This window comes from Xanthobacter sediminis (assembly GCF_043195015.1).
Classification (GTDB): Bacteria; Pseudomonadota; Alphaproteobacteria; order Rhizobiales; family Xanthobacteraceae; genus Xanthobacter.
This window is the reverse complement of sequence record NZ_JBAFWH010000009.1, coordinates 1-16,139: the sequence shown is the minus strand read 5'-3', so window position 1 is coordinate 16,139 and position 16,139 is coordinate 1. Positions and strand designations below refer to the sequence as shown.

15 protein-coding genes and 1 tRNA gene are annotated in these 16,139 nt (G+C 69.5%); 7 read left to right on the top strand and 9 right to left on the bottom strand.

Annotation, left to right across the window (positions count from 1 at the left end):
* Nucleotides 1–101: 101 nt before the first annotated feature.
* Nucleotides 102–1,259 (top strand): acetylornithine deacetylase, encoded by a 1,158-nt coding sequence (gene argE, locus V5F61_RS13040; RefSeq protein WP_393988430.1) that lies wholly within the window; start codon nucleotides 102–104, stop codon nucleotides 1,257–1,259.
* A gap of 54 nt (nucleotides 1,260–1,313) precedes the next feature.
* On the opposite strand, the gene V5F61_RS13035 is transcribed toward argE, so the two are convergent.
* The 5 genes from V5F61_RS13035 to waaF all read right to left on the bottom strand — a co-directional run bounded on the left by V5F61_RS13035 (nucleotide 1,314) and on the right by waaF (nucleotide 6,281).
* Nucleotides 1,314–1,538 carry a tautomerase family protein gene (locus V5F61_RS13035; RefSeq protein WP_393988429.1) on the bottom strand — a complete coding sequence of 75 codons (225 nt, stop codon included), beginning with the start codon at nucleotides 1,536–1,538 and terminating at the stop codon, nucleotides 1,314–1,316.
* Between the two features lie 167 nt (nucleotides 1,539–1,705).
* Nucleotides 1,706–3,142 carry a D-glycero-beta-D-manno-heptose-7-phosphate kinase gene (gene rfaE1, locus V5F61_RS13030; RefSeq protein WP_393988428.1) on the bottom strand — a complete coding sequence of 479 codons (1,437 nt, stop codon included), beginning with the start codon at nucleotides 3,140–3,142 and terminating at the stop codon, nucleotides 1,706–1,708.
* A 21-nt stretch (nucleotides 3,143–3,163) separates the two neighbouring features.
* The gene (gene rfaD, locus V5F61_RS13025; protein WP_393988623.1) at nucleotides 3,164–4,150 is read right to left on the bottom strand and encodes an ADP-glyceromanno-heptose 6-epimerase; all 987 of its coding nucleotides are present in this window, start codon (nucleotides 4,148–4,150) and stop codon (nucleotides 3,164–3,166) included.
* A gap of 80 nt (nucleotides 4,151–4,230) precedes the next feature.
* Nucleotides 4,231–5,262, bottom strand: a complete 1,032-nt coding sequence (gene waaC, locus V5F61_RS13020) for a lipopolysaccharide heptosyltransferase I (protein WP_393988427.1) — start codon at nucleotides 5,260–5,262, stop codon at nucleotides 4,231–4,233.
* Nucleotides 5,259–6,281, bottom strand: a complete 1,023-nt coding sequence (waaF, locus tag V5F61_RS13015) for a lipopolysaccharide heptosyltransferase II (protein ID WP_393988426.1) — start codon at nucleotides 6,279–6,281, stop codon at nucleotides 5,259–5,261. Before waaF ends, waaC begins: the two co-directional genes overlap by 4 nt.
* Nucleotides 6,282–6,465: 184 nt before the next feature.
* Here waaF and V5F61_RS13010 point away from each other — a divergent pair, with 184 nt between their 5' ends.
* Nucleotides 6,466–10,080, top strand: coding sequence for a hydantoinase B/oxoprolinase family protein (locus tag V5F61_RS13010; protein WP_393988425.1), 3,615 nt, complete (start codon nucleotides 6,466–6,468; stop codon nucleotides 10,078–10,080).
* 68 nt (nucleotides 10,081–10,148) lie between these two features.
* On the opposite strand, the gene V5F61_RS13005 is transcribed toward V5F61_RS13010, so the two are convergent.
* Complete coding sequence (locus V5F61_RS13005) at nucleotides 10,149–10,988, bottom strand: transporter (protein ID WP_393988424.1); 840 nt, start codon at nucleotides 10,986–10,988, stop codon at nucleotides 10,149–10,151.
* A 503-nt stretch (nucleotides 10,989–11,491) separates the two neighbouring features.
* Between V5F61_RS13005 and V5F61_RS13000 the strand changes: the two genes are divergently transcribed.
* Complete coding sequence (locus V5F61_RS13000) at nucleotides 11,492–11,776, top strand: hypothetical protein (protein WP_393988423.1); 285 nt, start codon at nucleotides 11,492–11,494, stop codon at nucleotides 11,774–11,776.
* A gap of 36 nt (nucleotides 11,777–11,812) precedes the next feature.
* Here the strand turns inward: V5F61_RS13000 and V5F61_RS12995 are convergent, their stop codons facing one another.
* The 3 genes from V5F61_RS12995 to V5F61_RS12985 form a co-directional block, all read right to left on the bottom strand.
* Nucleotides 11,813–12,370: a DUF192 domain-containing protein gene (locus V5F61_RS12995; RefSeq protein ID WP_393988422.1), complete on the bottom strand. Its 558-nt coding sequence runs from the start codon at nucleotides 12,368–12,370 to the stop codon at nucleotides 11,813–11,815.
* On the bottom strand, nucleotides 12,370–12,948 hold the full coding sequence (locus V5F61_RS12990) for a cold-shock protein (RefSeq protein WP_393988421.1): 579 nt from the start codon (nucleotides 12,946–12,948) through the stop codon (nucleotides 12,370–12,372). Before V5F61_RS12990 ends, V5F61_RS12995 begins: the two co-directional genes overlap by 1 nt.
* A 99-nt stretch (nucleotides 12,949–13,047) precedes the next feature.
* Nucleotides 13,048–13,818: an SIR2 family NAD-dependent protein deacylase gene (locus V5F61_RS12985; protein ID WP_393988420.1), complete on the bottom strand. Its 771-nt coding sequence runs from the start codon at nucleotides 13,816–13,818 to the stop codon at nucleotides 13,048–13,050.
* Between the two features lie 83 nt (nucleotides 13,819–13,901).
* Between V5F61_RS12985 and V5F61_RS12980 the strand changes: the two genes are divergently transcribed.
* The 4 genes from V5F61_RS12980 to V5F61_RS12965 all read left to right on the top strand — a co-directional run.
* Complete coding sequence (locus V5F61_RS12980) at nucleotides 13,902–14,324, top strand: VOC family protein (RefSeq protein WP_393988419.1); 423 nt, start codon at nucleotides 13,902–13,904, stop codon at nucleotides 14,322–14,324.
* Between the two features lie 127 nt (nucleotides 14,325–14,451).
* Complete coding sequence (locus V5F61_RS12975) at nucleotides 14,452–15,477, top strand: polysaccharide deacetylase family protein (RefSeq protein ID WP_393988418.1); 1,026 nt, start codon at nucleotides 14,452–14,454, stop codon at nucleotides 15,475–15,477.
* 149 nt (nucleotides 15,478–15,626) lie between these two features.
* Nucleotides 15,627–15,702 (top strand) — tRNA-Ile (locus tag V5F61_RS12970).
* A gap of 356 nt (nucleotides 15,703–16,058) precedes the next feature.
* Nucleotides 16,059–16,139, top strand: an 81-nt coding sequence (locus V5F61_RS12965) for a transposase (RefSeq protein ID WP_394104049.1), incomplete at its 3' end; no start/stop codon positions are given.

The following is a 16,139-nucleotide window of genomic DNA, read 5'->3' as shown; positions in this document are numbered from 1 at the left end:
GCAACGGGCCCGCCGCAACCGCCCGCCGAAAATTGTGCACCGCGGCGCGGGCGGCATCTTGCTATAATCCGCGCACCGATCCTGACGCGGAGAGACACCTGATGGCGGCCGACCTCACGCTGGACTGGCTTTCGCGCCTTGTCGGCTTCGACACCACCAGCCGCAACTCCAACCTTGCCCTGGTGGAGGCGGTGGAGGCGTTCCTGCGCGCGCAGGCCGTGCCCTTCGAGCGGGTGGAGGACGAGGCCCAGGGTAAGGCCGCCCTCATCGCCACCATCGGCCCGCGCGGGGTGCCGGGCATCGTGCTTTCCGGCCACACCGACGTGGTGCCGGTGGACGGGCAGGACTGGACCTGCGACCCCTTCACCCTCACCGCGCGCGATGGCCTCCTTTATGGCCGCGGTGCCTGCGACATGAAGGGCTTTCTCGCGGTGTGCCTCGGCCTCGTGCCGGAAATGCTGGCGCGCGGGCTGCGCAAACCCATCCATCTCGCCTTTTCCTATGACGAGGAGGTGGGGTGCCTGGGGGTGCGGCCGCTGCTCGCCCACATGCTGGCGCGCGGCTACCGGCCCGAGGGCTGCGTGGTGGGCGAGCCCACGCTCATGCAGGTGGTGGTGGGGCACAAGGCCAAGCGCTCCCTGCGCACGCGCATCACCGGGCGTGGCGGCCACTCCTCCCGCGCGCCGGAACTGGTGAACGCGGTGGAGGCGGCGGCCCTCATCGCCGCGCGGGTGGTGGCGCTGGGCGCACGCCTCGATCGCGAGGGGCTGCGGGATGCGCTCTACGACATTCCCACCTCCACCGCCCACGTGGGCACGCTCCACGGCGGCACCGCGCTCAACATCGTGCCCGACCAGGCGGTGATGGACTGGGAGGTGCGGGCCCTGCCGGAGGAGGACATCGACGCCTTGGTGGCCGATGTCATCGACTACGCCCGCGCGGAGCTGGAGCCGGCCATGAAGGCGCGCGCGCCCGAGGCGGCCATCGATTTCCAGGTGACGGCGGCCTTTCCCGGCCTTGCCGCCGACCCGGAGGCGCCCATCGTCACGCTGGCCAAGCGCTGGGCCGGGCGCAACGACCACGCCAAGGTGGCCTACGGCACCGAGGCGGGCCTGTTCGTGGAGATGGCGGATATTCCAACCGTGGTGTGCGGGCCGGGCTCCATCGAGCAGGCGCACAAGCCCGACGAATATGTGGCCCTGGCGCAGATCGAGGCGTGCGAGGCCTTCGTGCGGAAGATCATCGACCACTGCGCGTAAGGCAGGGTCTGCCGATGGCCCCGGTCTGTGACGGTGCCGCTCGGGCTCCTGGTCTCAGACCTCAATGGTGCCTTTCGGGCCGGAACCGGGTGTGAGCGTGTCGCAGTGCAGCTCGCCGCCGGTCGCCACGTTCTCCAGCGGATATTCCTCTATGAGCACCCGCACCCGCGCGGCGGGAATGCCCAGCGTTCCCGCCACCGCCTGCGTGACGGAGGAGGCGAGGGCGCGCTTGGTCTCGACGGCGTTCTCGCCGGTGATGCGGATGGTGACGACAGGCATGGTGCTGGTCCTTGGTGCAAGTCCTTACGCCGGTGGCTCGGGTCGTTGACCGGCGCCAAGCGGGTTTCACGCGAACGCCGCATGGGCTTGGCCAAGGGCGCGTGAGCAAAGCTCAAGGGCCGTTGGCGTCGGCGCGCGCGGGCCGGCGCATCCCCGGTGGGGCAGGCTCAGCGCCGCGCCTTGGCCACCAGGGCCGAGGTCGAGCGGCCCTCCACCAGGGGCACCAGCGCCACCCGGCCGCCCCAGCTCTTGACGAGATCGCCGCCCACCACTTGGTCTTCCCGGTAGTCCGCTCCCTTCACCACCACGTCCGGCTTCAGCAGCGCGATGGTCTCGTAGGGGGTGTCCTCGTCGAACAGGACCACGAGATCCACGCAGCGCAGCGCACCCATCACGCGGGCGCGGGCAATTTCGTCCTGCACCGGGCGGCTCTCGCCCTTCAGGCGGCGCACCGAGGCATCGGTATTGAGCGCCACCACCAGCCGGTCGCCCTCCCGCGCCGCCGCCTCCAGCAGCGAGACATGGCCGGGGTGGAGCAGGTCGAAGCAGCCGTTGGTGAACACCACCCGCGCGCCCGCCGCCCGCCAGCCGGCGATGATGCGGGCCGCCTGCTCGCCGGTGACGAGGGCGCCCTCGGCCGCGCCTTCCGGCACGCTGGCCTCCAGGGCGGCGGCAAGCTCCGCACGCGTCACCACCGCTGTGCCGACCTTGCCCACTGCCACGGCGGCGGCGGCATTGGCGAAATGCACCGATGTCTCCAGCGGATGGCCGGAGGCGATGGACACCGCGAGCGCTGCCAGGGCCGTGTCGCCGGCGCCGGAGACGTCGAACACCTCCTGGGCCTTGGCCGGCACGTGCAGCACCTGCCCGCCGCGCCGCCACAGGGTCATGCCCTTTTCGGCGCGCGTCACCAGCACGTCGCCGCCGAACTGGGCGGCTGCTGCCGCGGCGGCCTCGGCGGCCTCCGCGTCGGTGGTGTCGCGCAGGCCGGTGGCGGCGGCCAGCTCCAGGCGGTTGGGCGTGACGAGGCTCGCCCCCCGGTAGGCCTCGAAGGTGCGGCGCTTGGGATCGACGATCACCGGCACGCCGCGCGCCCGCGCGGCTGCGATGGCGGCGGCGATCACGAGGTCGCCCAGCACCCCCTTGGCATAGTCGGAGAGCACCACCACCCGCGCGCCGTCCACGGCGGCCTCGACGGCCGCCGCCAGGGCGGCCTGGGTCTCGGGCGAGGGCGGGGCCTGGGTCTCGGCGTCGATGCGGACGATCTGCTGGCGCCCGCTCATCACGCGGGTCTTGGTGATGGTGGGCCGCGCCGGGTCCGCCACCAGGCGGCTGAGGTCGATGCCGGCATAGGGCGAAAGCGCCCCGGCCAGGGCTTCGGCGTCGGCATCCGCCCCCACGAGCCCCACCAGCGTCACGTCGGCGCCCAGGGCGGCGGCGTTGGCGGCCACGTTGGCGGCGCCGCCAGGCACGATGCGCTCCGCCCCGTGCACCAGAACGGGCACCGGTGCCTCGGGCGAGATGCGCGAGACCGAGCCGACGATGTAGCGATCCACCATCACATCGCCGACGACGGTGATGCGCGGCACGCCTGCTTCAACCATAATGAACTCCCGCCGGGCTCCTCACCCGACGCCCTCGCCGCGGCCCTTCAGATACTCGTTCACATAGGCTTCCACCCCGCTTTCCAGCGAGAGGAAGGGCCGCTTGTAGCCGGCAGCGCGCAGCTTCGTCACGTCCGCCTCGGTGAAATACTGGTAGGCCTTGCGCAGGCTCTGCGGCATGTCCGCATAGGTGATGCGCGGCTCCTGGCCGAGCGCCGCGAACACCGCGCGGGCGAGGTCCGCGAACGAGCGCGCCTTGCCCGTGCCCACATTGAAGATGCCGGAAACATCCGGATTCTCCAGCAGCCAGCGCACCACTTCCAAGCAGTCGGAGACGTGGATGAAATCGCGCAGCTGGCCGCCGTCGGCGAAATCCGGGTGGTGGGACTTGAACAGGGTGACGTTCTCGCCCCGCGCGGCGGCGGGGTAGATCTTGTTCACCACCGAGCGCATGTCGTCCTTGTGGTCCTCGCCGGGGCCGTAGACGTTGAAGAAGCGCAGGCCCGCGAACTGGGGCGGGCGCGGCGCCTCGGCCTCCACGTCCGCCATGATGCGCCGGTCCACGAACAGCTTCGACCAGCCGTAGGGATTGAGCGGCGCCAGCAGGGAGAGGCCCTGGGTGGATTCGTCGTCGGTGAAGCCGGCCGAGCCGTCGCCATAGGTGGCGGCCGAGGAGGCGTAGATGAAGCCCAGGTTCTTGCGGGCGCACAGGTCCCACAGGTCCAGGGTGGAGCGGATGTTGCGGGCGACGATCTTGTCCGCGTCGCGTTCCGTGGTGGCGGAGACGGCACCCATGTGCACCACCGCAGCGAGTCGGCCGCCCTCCCGTTCCACGAAGGCGTTCACCGTCTCCGGGCGGATCACGTCATGCAGCGGGATGTCGGAGATGTTGCGCCACTTGGGGCCATCCTCCAGCCAGTCGGCCACCACCACGCGGTAGCCGTCCTCGGCGGCGGCGCGGGCGATGTTGGAGCCGATGAAGCCGGCCCCGCCGGTGACGAGAAGGATGTCGCGGCTCAGGGCCACTCGGCGCGTCATGGACAAGATGCCTCCCGGCGGTCACGCGTTCCGGCTTCGTGTGCCACGCTTCATTGGTGGTTGTCCACGCCGGGGCGCGCCTGCAGCGCCTTGAGCGCCGACCATACCGCCTCCGCGCCGTGGTCGGCGAGGCAGGGCGGGCTCTCGCGCGTGTCGGGCGCGATGCGGCAGCGGGCCTTCTCGCACGGGGCGCAGTCGCGCCCGGCGGACAGCTCCCGCACCCGCGCACCGAACAGGCCGGTGAGGCGCGGATTGGTGGGGCCGTAGAGGCCGAGGGTGGGCACCCCATAGGCGGCGGCGAGGTGGCCGAGCCCGGTGTCCACGCTCACCACCCCGGCCGCGGCTTGCAGGAGGGGCGCGAGGGTGTCGAGGGACTGGGGCGGCAGCAGCGTCACGTTGGGCTGGCCGTCGGCGATGGCGCGCGCGCGCTCGTTCTCCACCGCGCCATGGGCGAACAGCAGCACATCGAGCCCCTCCGCCCCGGCGCGGGCGGCCAGGGCGCGCCAGCCCTCGCGGCTCCAGGTCTTGGTGGCCCAGGTGGTACCATGGAGGAAGACGAGATAGGGCATCCGGCCGGGGGGAAGGGGCCTCAGCCCGGTGTCCGCAGGGCGGTCCTCCAGGCTGTAGCCCAGAGCGGCGGCGAACAGCTTGCGGATGCGGGTCGCCATGTGCTCGACCTCGGGCACATGGTGCTTGCTGGCATAGAGCAGGGTGGCGAGGGGCTCGCGGGCGCTGGCGCGGTCGAAGCCGTGGCGCGGCCCGTGGGCGCAGGCGGCGACCAGCGCGCTTTTCATGAGGCCCTGGGCGTCGATCACCATGTCGTAGCGCGTTTCGCCCAGCGCCCGGCGCACCGCCGCCATCTCGCCCGAGCGCCAGGCGGCGAAGGGCCGCTTCTTCAGGCGGCGCAGGGGCACGACGATGGTGCGGCGCACGGCCGGGTGCAGCGCGGCCACGGGGGCGAAGGCCTCCTCCACCGCCCAGTCCACTTCCAGGCCGGGAATGGCGCCCATGGCGTCGGTCAGCGCCGGGAAGGTATGGACCACGTCGCCCAGGGAGGAGAGCTTGACGAGCAGCAGCCTCATTGCCCGGTCATCTCGGCGGCCTCCAGCACCTCCTCCGGGGAGATGCCCTCCAGGCACGCGAGGGTGCCCAGCGGGCATTCCCGCTTGTGGCAGGGCCGGCAGGAGAGGTCGCGGGCCACCACCCGGGCGCGGCGGGAGGCCGGCGGCGTCATCTTCTCGGAGGAGGCGCCGTAGATCACAACCAGCCGCCGCTCGAACGCCCCGGCGATGTGCATGAGGCCGGAATCGTTGGAGATCACCACGTCGGCGCCGGCGAGGATGGCGGCGGCGTCGAAAAGGCTGGTGCGGCCCACCAGATTATCCACCGCGACGCCGCTGGCGGCGGCGATGGTCTCGGCCGCCTCCTGATCCTTGGGCGAGCCGAGCACGCGCACCCGGTAGCCGGCCTTCACCGCCAGGGCGGCCAAAGCGGCGAACTTCTCCGCGGGCCAGCGCTTGGCCGGGCCGTATTCCGCGCCGGGGCACAGCACCATCACAGGCCCCTCGCCGGGAAGCGGGAACTTCGCCTCCACCGTGTCGAGCGCGCCGTCGGGCAGGATGAGGTGGGGGCGCGGCGCCATGGTGGGCGTGCCCTCGGGCAGGGCCAGCGCCACGAAACGGTCGATGGTGCGGGCGGTCTTGCGCGCGCTGTCGGACCGCGCATCGGTGAGGAGAGGCGAGCGCATCTCGCCCCGGTAGCCCACCCGCTCGGGAATGCCGGCGGCGAAGGGCGGAATGGCCGCCTTGAAGGCGCGCGGCAGGATGATGGCCTTGCCGTAGCCTTCCTCGCGCAGGCTGCGGCCCAGCCGCCAGCGGGCCATGAGCCCCAGCTTGCCGTGGCCGAGGCCGAGCGGAATGGTGCGCCGCACGCCGGGAATCATCCGCGCCACGGGCAAGGCGGCGGCGGGGGCGAGCACGTCGATGGGGCGGCTCGGCTCGCGCATGCGCAGCACTTCCACCAGGCTCGCCGCCATGACCATGTCGCCGACCCAGGAGGGACCGACGAGCAGCAGGGGCGAAACGGAACCGAAGGCACGCATGGCAGACTCGTAGCAAAAGCGACATGCCTCATGGCAAGGCCGGCCGGCGGCGTCAAGCGCCGCGGGGTCGCGGAGGTGTCCCGATGCGGCTTCGCACGGCGGGCCGTGGTGGCGCGCTCGCGCCATCTATAGAATATGCGGTGCGCGCGGCCTCGGCGGCCGGCGGCGAGGGACGAGGCGAGCGATGACGCGTTCTGGCTGGGATTTCTGGATCGACCGCGGCGGCACCTTCACCGACATCGTGGCGCGGCGGCCCGACGGCCGGCTCATGGCCCGCAAGCTGCTCTCCGAGAATCCGGAGGCCTATCGCGACGCCGCCATCCAGGGCATCCGCGAGCTGATGGGCGTGGCGCCGGGGGCGCCCGTTCCCGCCGACGAGATCCGGGCGGTGAAGATGGGCACCACGGTGGCCACGAATGCCCTGCTGGAGCGCAAGGGCGCGCCCACCGTGCTCGTCATCACCCGCGGCTTCCGCGACGCGCTCGCCATCGGCTACCAGGACCGGCCGGACATCTTCGCCCGCCGTATCGTGAAGCCCGAGCAGCTTCACGGCCGGGTGGTGGAGGTGGACGAGCGCGTGCGCGCCGACGGCACCGTGGAGCGCGCGCCGGACCTCGACCGGGTGCGGGCGGACTTAGAGGCCGCGCGCGCGGCTGGGGCGCAGGCCTGCGCCATCGTCTTCATGCACGCCTATCGCTTCCCCGCCCACGAGACGCAGGTGGCCGAGGTGGCGCGGCGGGCGGGCTTCGCGCAGGTGTCCGTCAGCCACGAGGTTTCGCCCCTCATGAAGCTGGTGGGGCGCGGCGACACCACGGTGGTGGATGCCTATCTCTCCCCCATCCTGCGCCGCTACGTGGACCAGGTGGCGGGCGATCTCCAGGGTGAGGAGGGCAACTGCCGCCTCATGTTCATGATGTCCTCCGGCGGGCTCACCGATGCCGGCCTGTTCCAGGGGCGCGACGCCATCCTCTCCGGCCCGGCCGGGGGCGTGGTAGGGGCGGTGGAGACGGCACGCATCGCCGGCTTCGGCAAGGTGATCGGCTTCGACATGGGCGGCACCTCCACCGATGTCTCCCATTTCGACGGCGAGTACGAGCGCGCGTTCGAGACCGAGGTGGCGGGCGTGCGCATGCGCGCGCCCATGATGTCCATCCACACGGTGGCGGCAGGCGGCGGCTCCGTCCTGCACTATGACGGCGCGCGCCTCACGGTGGGGCCGGATTCGGCCGGGGCCAACCCGGGCCCCGCCTGCTACCGGCGCGGCGGCCCGCTCGCCGTGACCGATGCCAACGTGATGGTGGGCAAGCTCGATCCCGATTTCTTCCCGAAGATCTTCGGCTCCGGCCGCGACGCGCCGCTCGACGCCGAGGCGGTGCGGGCGCGCTTCTGCGAGCTGGCCGGGCGCATCGGCGACGGGCGCGCGCCCGAGGCGGTGGCCGATGGCTTCATCCGCATCGCCGTGGAGAACATGGCGAACGCCATCAAGAAGATCTCCGTGCAGCGCGGCTATGATGTCACCGAATATGCGCTGCAGTGCTTCGGTGGTGCGGGCGGGCAGCACGCCTGCCTGGTGGCGGACGTGCTGGGCATGCGCACGGTGCTCGTCCATCCCTTCTCCGGGTTGCTCTCGGCCTATGGCATGGGCCTCGCCGACATCCGCGCCACCCGCCAGCGCACGGTGGAGGCGCCGCTGGATGCGGAGGGCGTCTCGGCCGCCGGTGCCGCACTCGAAACTGCCGGCGCCCTGGTGCGCTCCGAGCTGATGGGGCAGGGGGTGCCGGAGCCGGAGATCACCCTCTTCCGCCGCGCCCATGTGCGCTATGCGGGCACCGATGCGCCGCTGGTGGTGCCGTTCGGCACGGCGGGCGAGATGAAGGCCGCCTTCGAGGCCGCGCATCGCTCCCGCTTCGGCTTCATCGATGGCAGCAAGGTGCTGGTCATCGAGGCCATCTCGGCGGAAGCGGTGGGCGGCGGCAGCCGGGTCGAGGAGCCCGAGGGGCCGCTCGCCGACGGGATGCCGGAGCCTGCCGCCCGCACCCGTTTCTATTCCCAGGGCGAATGGCACGATGCGCTTGTCTTCAGGCGGGAGGGGATGGGCCGCGGCCAGTCGGTCGCCGGTCCCGCCCTGGTCATCGAGCCGCACCAGACCATCGTCGTGGAGGCGGGCTGGACAGCGCGTGTCACGGCCCGCGATCACCTGGTGCTCACCCGCACCGAGGAAGCGCGGCGCGCGCCGGCGCTCGGCACCCATGCGGACCCGGTGCTGCTGGAGGTGTTCAACAACCTGTTCATGTCGGTGGCCGAGCAGATGGGGCTCACCCTCCAGAACACCGCCTATTCAGTGAACATCAAGGAGCGGCTGGACTTCTCCTGCGCCATCTTCGACGCGGAAGGGCGGCTGGTGGCCAATGCCCCGCACATTCCCGTGCACCTCGGCTCCATGGACAAATCGGTGGAGAGCGTCATCCGCGCCACCGGCGGAAGGTTCGAGCCGGGCGATGTCTATGCCCTCAACGCGCCCTACAACGGCGGCACCCATTTGCCCGACATCACCGTGGTGATGCCGGTGTTCGACACGGCGGGCGCGCGCATCCTGTTCTACGTGGCGGCGCGCGGCCACCATGCCGATGTGGGCGGCGTCGCGCCCGGCTCCATGTCCCCGCGCGCGACCGTGATCGAGGAGGAAGGGGTCTATATCGACAACTTCAAGCTGGTGGAGCGCGGCCGCTTCCGCGAGGCGGAGCTGGTGGAGCTGCTCACGGGCGCGCGCTACCCGGTGCGCAACGTCACGCAGAACGTGAACGACCTGAAGGCGCAGATCGCCGCCGCCGAGCGCGGCGCCGCCGAGCTGGGGCGGATGATCGACCACTTCGGGGAAGACGTGGTGGCCGCCTACATGGGCCATGTGCAGGACAATGCCGCCGAAAGCGTGCGCCGCGTCATCGACCGCCTCTCCGACTGCGCCTTCGAGGTGGAGATGGACCAGGGCTCGCGCATCAAGGTGAAGGTGAGCGTGGACAAGGCCAGGCGCGAGGCGGTGGTGGACTTCACCGGCACCTCGCCCCAGCGGCCGGACAATTTCAACGCCCCGGGCCCCGTCACCCAGGCGGCGGTGCTCTATGTGTTCCGGGTGATGGTGGAGGGCAAGATTCCCCTCAACGCCGGCTGCCTGCGGCCCATCCGCATCATCGTGCCGGAAGGCTCCATGCTGGCGCCGGTGTATCCGGCGGCGGTGGTGGCCGGAAACGTGGAGGTGAGCCAGCATGTCACCGATTGCCTGTTCGGCGCGCTTGGCGCCCTTGGCTCGGCGCAGGGCACCATGAACAACCTCACCTTCGGCAACGCGCGCCACCAATATTACGAGACCATCTGCTCCGGCGCACCAGCGGGGCCGGGCTTCGACGGCGCGGGCGGCGTGCACACCCACATGACCAACTCGCGCCTCACTGATCCGGAAATCCTGGAGTTCCGCTATCCCGTGGTGCTGGAGGACTTCCACCTGCGCGCGGGCTCCGGCGGACGCGGGCGGTGGAACGCGGGCGAGGGCACCTCGCGCACCATCCGCTTCCTGGAGGAGATGGACTGCGCCATCCTCTCCTCCCACCGCCGGGTGGCGCCGTTCGGCGTGATGGGCGGCGAGCCCGGCGCGCGCGGGCAAAACCTCGTGCGTCGGGCGGATGGCACGCTTGAGGACATCGGCGGCTGCGCCCAGGTGCGGCTCGCGGCGGGCGAGGCCATCACCATCGTCACTCCCACGGGCGGCGGCTACGGCGACCCCGCCGCGCGCGGGAAAGCCTGAAGAGGGGGTGTGGCCTCCTCTTCCCGGCTCATGCCATCGGCCCCGGAGTTCGACCGGGGCCTCTGGTGTCACTTGTGGATCATCGCCGATTGCGGCGCCTGCGGGCTCCACAGGGGGATGATGATGCGGCCCCAGCCGCGGGTGTCGTTGCCACCATAGTTGTTCTCATAGACATCCGTGGTGAGGTAGGCCTGCAGGATCACCGGCCCGAAGTCGTAGCCGATGAGGCCACCCACCGCGAACTGGCTCTGCTTCTGGTAGAAGGGGGCGGGGGTGTTGAGATCGGTGGAGTAGAAGGCCACCGGGCCGATCTCCCACTTGCCGAACTTCTTGGTGGCGGTGAGGTCCACGTTCAGGAAGTCCGGGTTGACGGTGCTGGTGTAGCCGTCGAACTGGATGCCCCAGATGGCGTTGGCGGTGAGGTTCCAGCCATCGGCCGTATAGCTCAGGGCGAAGCGCTGGTTGAGCGAGGTTGAGTCGAACGCCACCCCCGTGTTCACCCCCAGGTAGAAGCCCAGGAGGTAGCTGAAGCCGAAGCCGTTGCCGAGATCCCACGCGAGCTGGCCGGCGAGGAAGGGGTTGTAGAAGCCGGATGTGTAGTCCGAGCCGTTCACGCCCACCGTCACCGTGGGCACGGCGGTGAGCAGCTGCACTCGCGCGCCGAGGAAGTTCAGCGGTGTCGCCCAGGCGAGCACCGGAATGTTCACGCCCACGCAGGTCGATTCGGGCGAGGTGTTGCGGCACCCCCAGTCGGCGGTGTCGACGAAATACACGCCTTCGGGCAGTGGCGCGCCCGTGGCGAGGCCGATGGTCTCGCCGGGCTGAGTCACCGAGCCCGCATGGGCGGCCGGGCAAAAGGCCGCGACGGACAAAAGTCCGGCGACCGCCATTCTCGCGAATGTCGTCATGGCTTCCTCCGATAAGGCGCGAGACCCCGGCCTTCAGGCTCTGTGGGCGGCTGCGCCGGCATCTCCTCGATGCGCTCTTGATGGCGCGGCATGTGGACCGCAGGCGCGCCCGTGGCGTCCGCGGCGGCGTCCGGGGCGTATGGCGCGCCTCAGACGGTAAACGCGCTTGCCGGGCAGGGGCCCGGAAGATGCGCGTGGCAATGAGGAATGCTCGCGGCAGCGTGTCACGGCCGGGCGGCGCGGGCGGGGAGCCCACCGGAGTGCCGCGCCAGACCTTCGAGGAGAGCCGGAAAGCCCAATCCGGTTTCCTTGAAGCCGAAGCGAGCCTGTTTATAGGGCCTTCACGTTTCCGGCACCATGTGCATTCCCCCGCGACAAGAGGGCACTACAAAGAAACGCCAAAGATGTTGCTCTCCGGCAACAAATAAGGAAGCTATGTTGTCGGGTTTTCGGCCATGTATCGTTGCGCTGCATCATGTGCGGCACGGTAGAAGGGAGAAAAGATGTCTGCAGAGGATCAGAACCTGGAGTGGCTCAACGGGCTCATCAAGGCGGTGGCCGTAGGGCAGGCACGCTCCATGGTGCAGCACTTCATCATGCGCGACCTGGTGATCCAGATCGCCCAGGCGCAGCCCGACCCCGACAGCTATGTGGCCACCATGTTCGAGCGCGTGAGCACCCTGGTGGACCAGTGCGAACTGGCCGGAAAGCCGGATGTGGAGGCGGAGATGCGCTGGTATGCGGAGCAGTTCTTTACACAGGCGGGCAATTCCGCGAGCCGCCGCTGAACGGGCTGCCGGCAGGGTGCGGCCGGCGCACCCGCCTCATTTCTGCTGGAAGATGCGGTGGGCCACCCGGTCGCCGGGGGCGATGCCGAGGGTCTTGGCCGTGCCGCCGGCGATCTCCACCACCGCGCGCACCGGTTCGCCGGAGGAGATGGTCTGGGTGGAGAGGGGCGTCGTCATGGCCGCGATGCGGGCGATGGTGCCGTCGGCGCGGATGAAGAGCATGTCGAGCGGAATGTAGGTGTTCTTCATCCACATGTAGACCGGCTGGTCCACCTTGAAGTCGAACAGCATGCCGTGATGGTCCGGCAGGGACTTGCGGTACATGAGGCCGGTGGTGCGCTCGGCGTCGGTTTCCGCCACCTCCACCTCCAGCACCACGACGCCGGTCTTGGTGGAGATCTCCATGGGCTCCACCGACATGGCGGACGCGGTGGCGCGCAGGGCCGGGATCAGCACCGCCGCGGCCGGTGGGGTCGCCAGCGCGATGAGCGCGGCCGCCAGCAGCCGCCGAAGAGCTCTTGCGGGCGCGAAGGCGCGACAAAGGGGAGCGGGCGAGCGACGGAGCGCCCGCTGCGCCGCGAATGAGCAGATCATCAGTGATTCCCGCTGGTGCCGGTGTCGGCCTTGACCTCGGCCGCCATCAGGCCCTTCGGCCCGTCGCCATAGCGCACCAGCACGCTCTGGCCGGGGCGAAGCTCGGTGAGGCCGTGGAGGCGCAGGGTCTCCATGTGGACGAAGATGTCCGGAGTGTCGTCGCCCTGGGTGAGGAAGCCGAAGCCGCGCAGCCGGTTGAACCATTTCACCACCGCGCGCTCGAAGCCTTCCCTGGCCTCGATCTCCACCCGCACGCGGGCCGGCTGCGGCGCCGGGTGTACGGCGGTGGAGAGGTCCAGGGAGAGCACGCGGAAGGCTTGCCGGCCCTTGGCGCGGCGCACCGCCTCGCACACCACGCGCGCGCCTTCGATGGCCGTATGGAAGCCATCCCGCCGCAGGCAGGTGACGTGGACCAGCACGTCCGGTCCGCCGTCGTCAGGGACAATGAAGCCATAGCCCTTAGACGCGTCGAACCATTTGATGGCACCGCAGATTTCCTCGAGCCCGACGGGCTCCTCGGTCCCCTCGTTCATGATTCCAGCTGCCTGTGGCCCCAATCTCAGCGCGTCAGACCCCATCCGTTTCCCGACCCCTGAGTTCCCCGAACATCCGCGCCCGCGGGCTTGGCTCTGATGAGCTTCAGGATAGCAACTCCGCTACCGTTCGCACACCCTTCTTCACGCATTGCGCGCGAAGGGGGCGAACACGTCTCCGATATCGTCGTGCACCACCATGTCGGCGAGGTGGTCGAATTCCGTGGGCTCGCGGTTGACGATCACCAGCCGGGCGCCGTTGTCCTTGGCCTGCAAGGGAAATTGCGCGGCGGGAAAGACCACCAGCGAGGAACCGATGACGATGAACAGGTCGCTCTCGCGGGTGAGCGCGTCCGCGCGTCGCATCTCCCGCTCAGGCATGGACTGGCCGAAGGAGATGGTGGCGGCCTTGATGGGGCCGCCACAATGAGGACAGGCGGGCGCGATGCCACCCGCCGCGTCGAATCGCGCCTTCACCCAGTCGAGCTCGAAGCGCGTCCCGCATTCGAGGCAGGTGGCATAGGTGCCGTTGCCGTGAAGCTCGATGAGGTCGGCGTCCGGCACGCCGGAGGCCTGGTGCAGGCCATCGATGTTCTGGGTGATGATGCCGTCGAGCTTGCCCTGCTCCAGCAGATGGGCGAGGGCGAGGTGGCCACGCCCCGGCCTGGCGCCGGCGAACGCCGCCTCCATGGCGAACTTGCGGCGCCACGCCTCGTCGCGCGCCTCCTGCATGGCGAGGAAAGCGTCGAACGGGATGGGCTTGTTCTGGGTCCACAGTCCGCCGGGCGAGCGGAAATCGGGAATGCCGCATTCGGTGGAGATACCCGCCCCGGTGAAGGCCACCGCGCAGCGGGCTTCGTCGAGCCAGCGGGTGAGCTGAGCCTGGGCACCCTTGAGATCAGCGTCGAAAGTCATAATTGAACAGCGCCGGATTCGTCGGCGCCCTTTCCTGCGGCGCCGCCGGCCGGCGCCATTTTGCCAAGAGCGAGAGCTGAGCGATGCGCTTCCTGCACACCATGGTCCGCGTGACCGATCTCGACCAGTCGCTGGATTTCTACTGCAACAAGCTGGGGCTTGAGGAGGTGCGGCGCAAGGAGTACCCGCAGGGCCAATTCACTCTGGTCTATCTCGCCGCTCCCGGCCAGGCGGATGTCGCCGAGGTGGAGCTGACCTACAACTGGGACAAGGAAGCCTATGGCGAGGGCCGGAATTTCGGCCATCTCGCCTTCGAGGTGGAAGATATCTACGCCACCTGCGCCAAGCTCCAGGCCGCCGGCATCACCATCAACCGCCCCCCGCGTGACGGCTACATGGCCTTCATCCGCTCGCCCGATAACATCTCCGTGGAGCTGCTGCAGAAGGGCGGCGCGAAGGCGCCGGCCGAGCCCTGGGCTTCCATGCCCAACACCGGCAAGTGGTGAAGCCGGCGGTATGCGGTTGAGGAGGCGCGCTTCCGGGCGCCGGAAAGTGGTGCAACTTCACGATTTATCCATGAAGGGGCGCCATGATGTGCCATCATAAGATGCACCAGCTCGGGATGCCCACGCCGTGAAACCGCTCCTGTTCGCTTCTGGACTTCTGGCGCTCGGCGTCATCGGCGGCGCCGGCTACGCTTTCGTGCCGGCGCTGCTGCCGGCACGGGAGAATGCCAATGCCGCTCCTCCGCCGGTCATTCAGGCGGCGGCGGTCGCAGCCGTGCCGGCGGCTGGCGCGGCGCCGCTGCCCGCCCCGACGGTCACGGGCTCCATCCCCGCGCATGTGGCCGCGGCGCCTGCCCCGCAGGCGTCCACCGGCCCGCAAAAGGGCATGATCTATCGCTCCTTCAACGTGGACCAGCCCTATATCGCCCTCACCTTCGATGACGGTCCCAGCCCGGAGACGACTCCGCGACTGCTGGCCATGCTGAAGGCGCGCGGCATCAAGGCCACCTTCTTCGTGCTCGGCAACATGGCGGCCAAGCACCCGGAGGTGCTCAAGATGATCGCCGACGAGGGGCACGAGATCGGCAACCACTCCTGGAGCCATCCGCAGCTCACCCGCATTCCGGCCGCCGCCGCCGACAAGCAGGTGGGCGACACCTCCGCCCTGGTGGAGGAAGTGACCGGCAAGAAGCCGCGCTATCTGCGCCCGCCCTACGGCTCCATGAAGCCCGCGCTGCGCGACCACATGGAGGATGCCTTCGGCCTCACCGTCGTGAACTGGTCGGTGGATCCGCTGGATTGGAAGCACCGCGATTCCAAGCTCGTTTATGATGAGATCATGAAGCAGGTGAAGCCGGGCGCCATCGTGCTCTCCCATGACATCTACCCCTCCACGGTGGATGCCATGGAGCACGTGCTCGATGATCTGATCGCCAAGGGCTACAAGTTCGGCACCATCTCGGAGATGATCGCCATGGACAAGCCGCTCGCCCCGCGGCCGGCGGCGGCCATGGCGGCCAAGCCCGCGCACAAGGATCCGAAGAAGCAGGTGCAGAAGCCCCAGCAGAAGCCGGCCAAGCCACAGGCTTCCGCCACCGGTTCCAACCGCTCGGCGCAGAGTGCCAGCAACACCCGGACCGGCGCGCTCTATTGAGCGGCACTTGGCCGCGATCCATGACCGAAGGGGCGTGCCGGCCGGCGCGCCCCTTTTTCGTTGGCGCCGGCGCTGTTGTTCGCGCCACGGAAGGTTGCTAGACCAAAGGCTCTGGAATCAGCCGCGCACCATGTGCCAGCTGGATCATGGGGCCTGTAGCTCAATGGTTAGAGCTGACCGCTCATAACGGTCTGGTTGGGGGTTCGAGTCCCTCCGGGCCCACCAGTGATTTCAATATGTTGTAGGAATATTGCGGTCTGCCTGTCAGTCGCATTGAACCTGCGCTCACTGCGACAAGACAATCCGACGCTTGGCGAAATCGCGCGCAGCCGCGGCTTTCCGGAGATGATATGGTGCCGACGGCGTCTATATGACGGTCCGGCGCAACCGGATCGCGTTCTCCGACGTGGGCCTGGCGCCCACCCCGCGGGCCACTGCCACGGGCATTGAGTCCCTTGGGGCTGGCGATCTGCTCTATATGATGCGGTGGTGCAACTCGGCGGGGGGCGCCCGCGTCTGACGTTGCCCCTCCTCGCTAATCCAGTTTGAAGTTTGTTCTGGGCTGACATGAGGACCAGGACATGAAGCGCAGTCGCTTTTCAGAAGAGCAGATTATTTCGATCCTGAAGGAGCATGAGGCCGGGATCCCGGTCGCGGAGCTT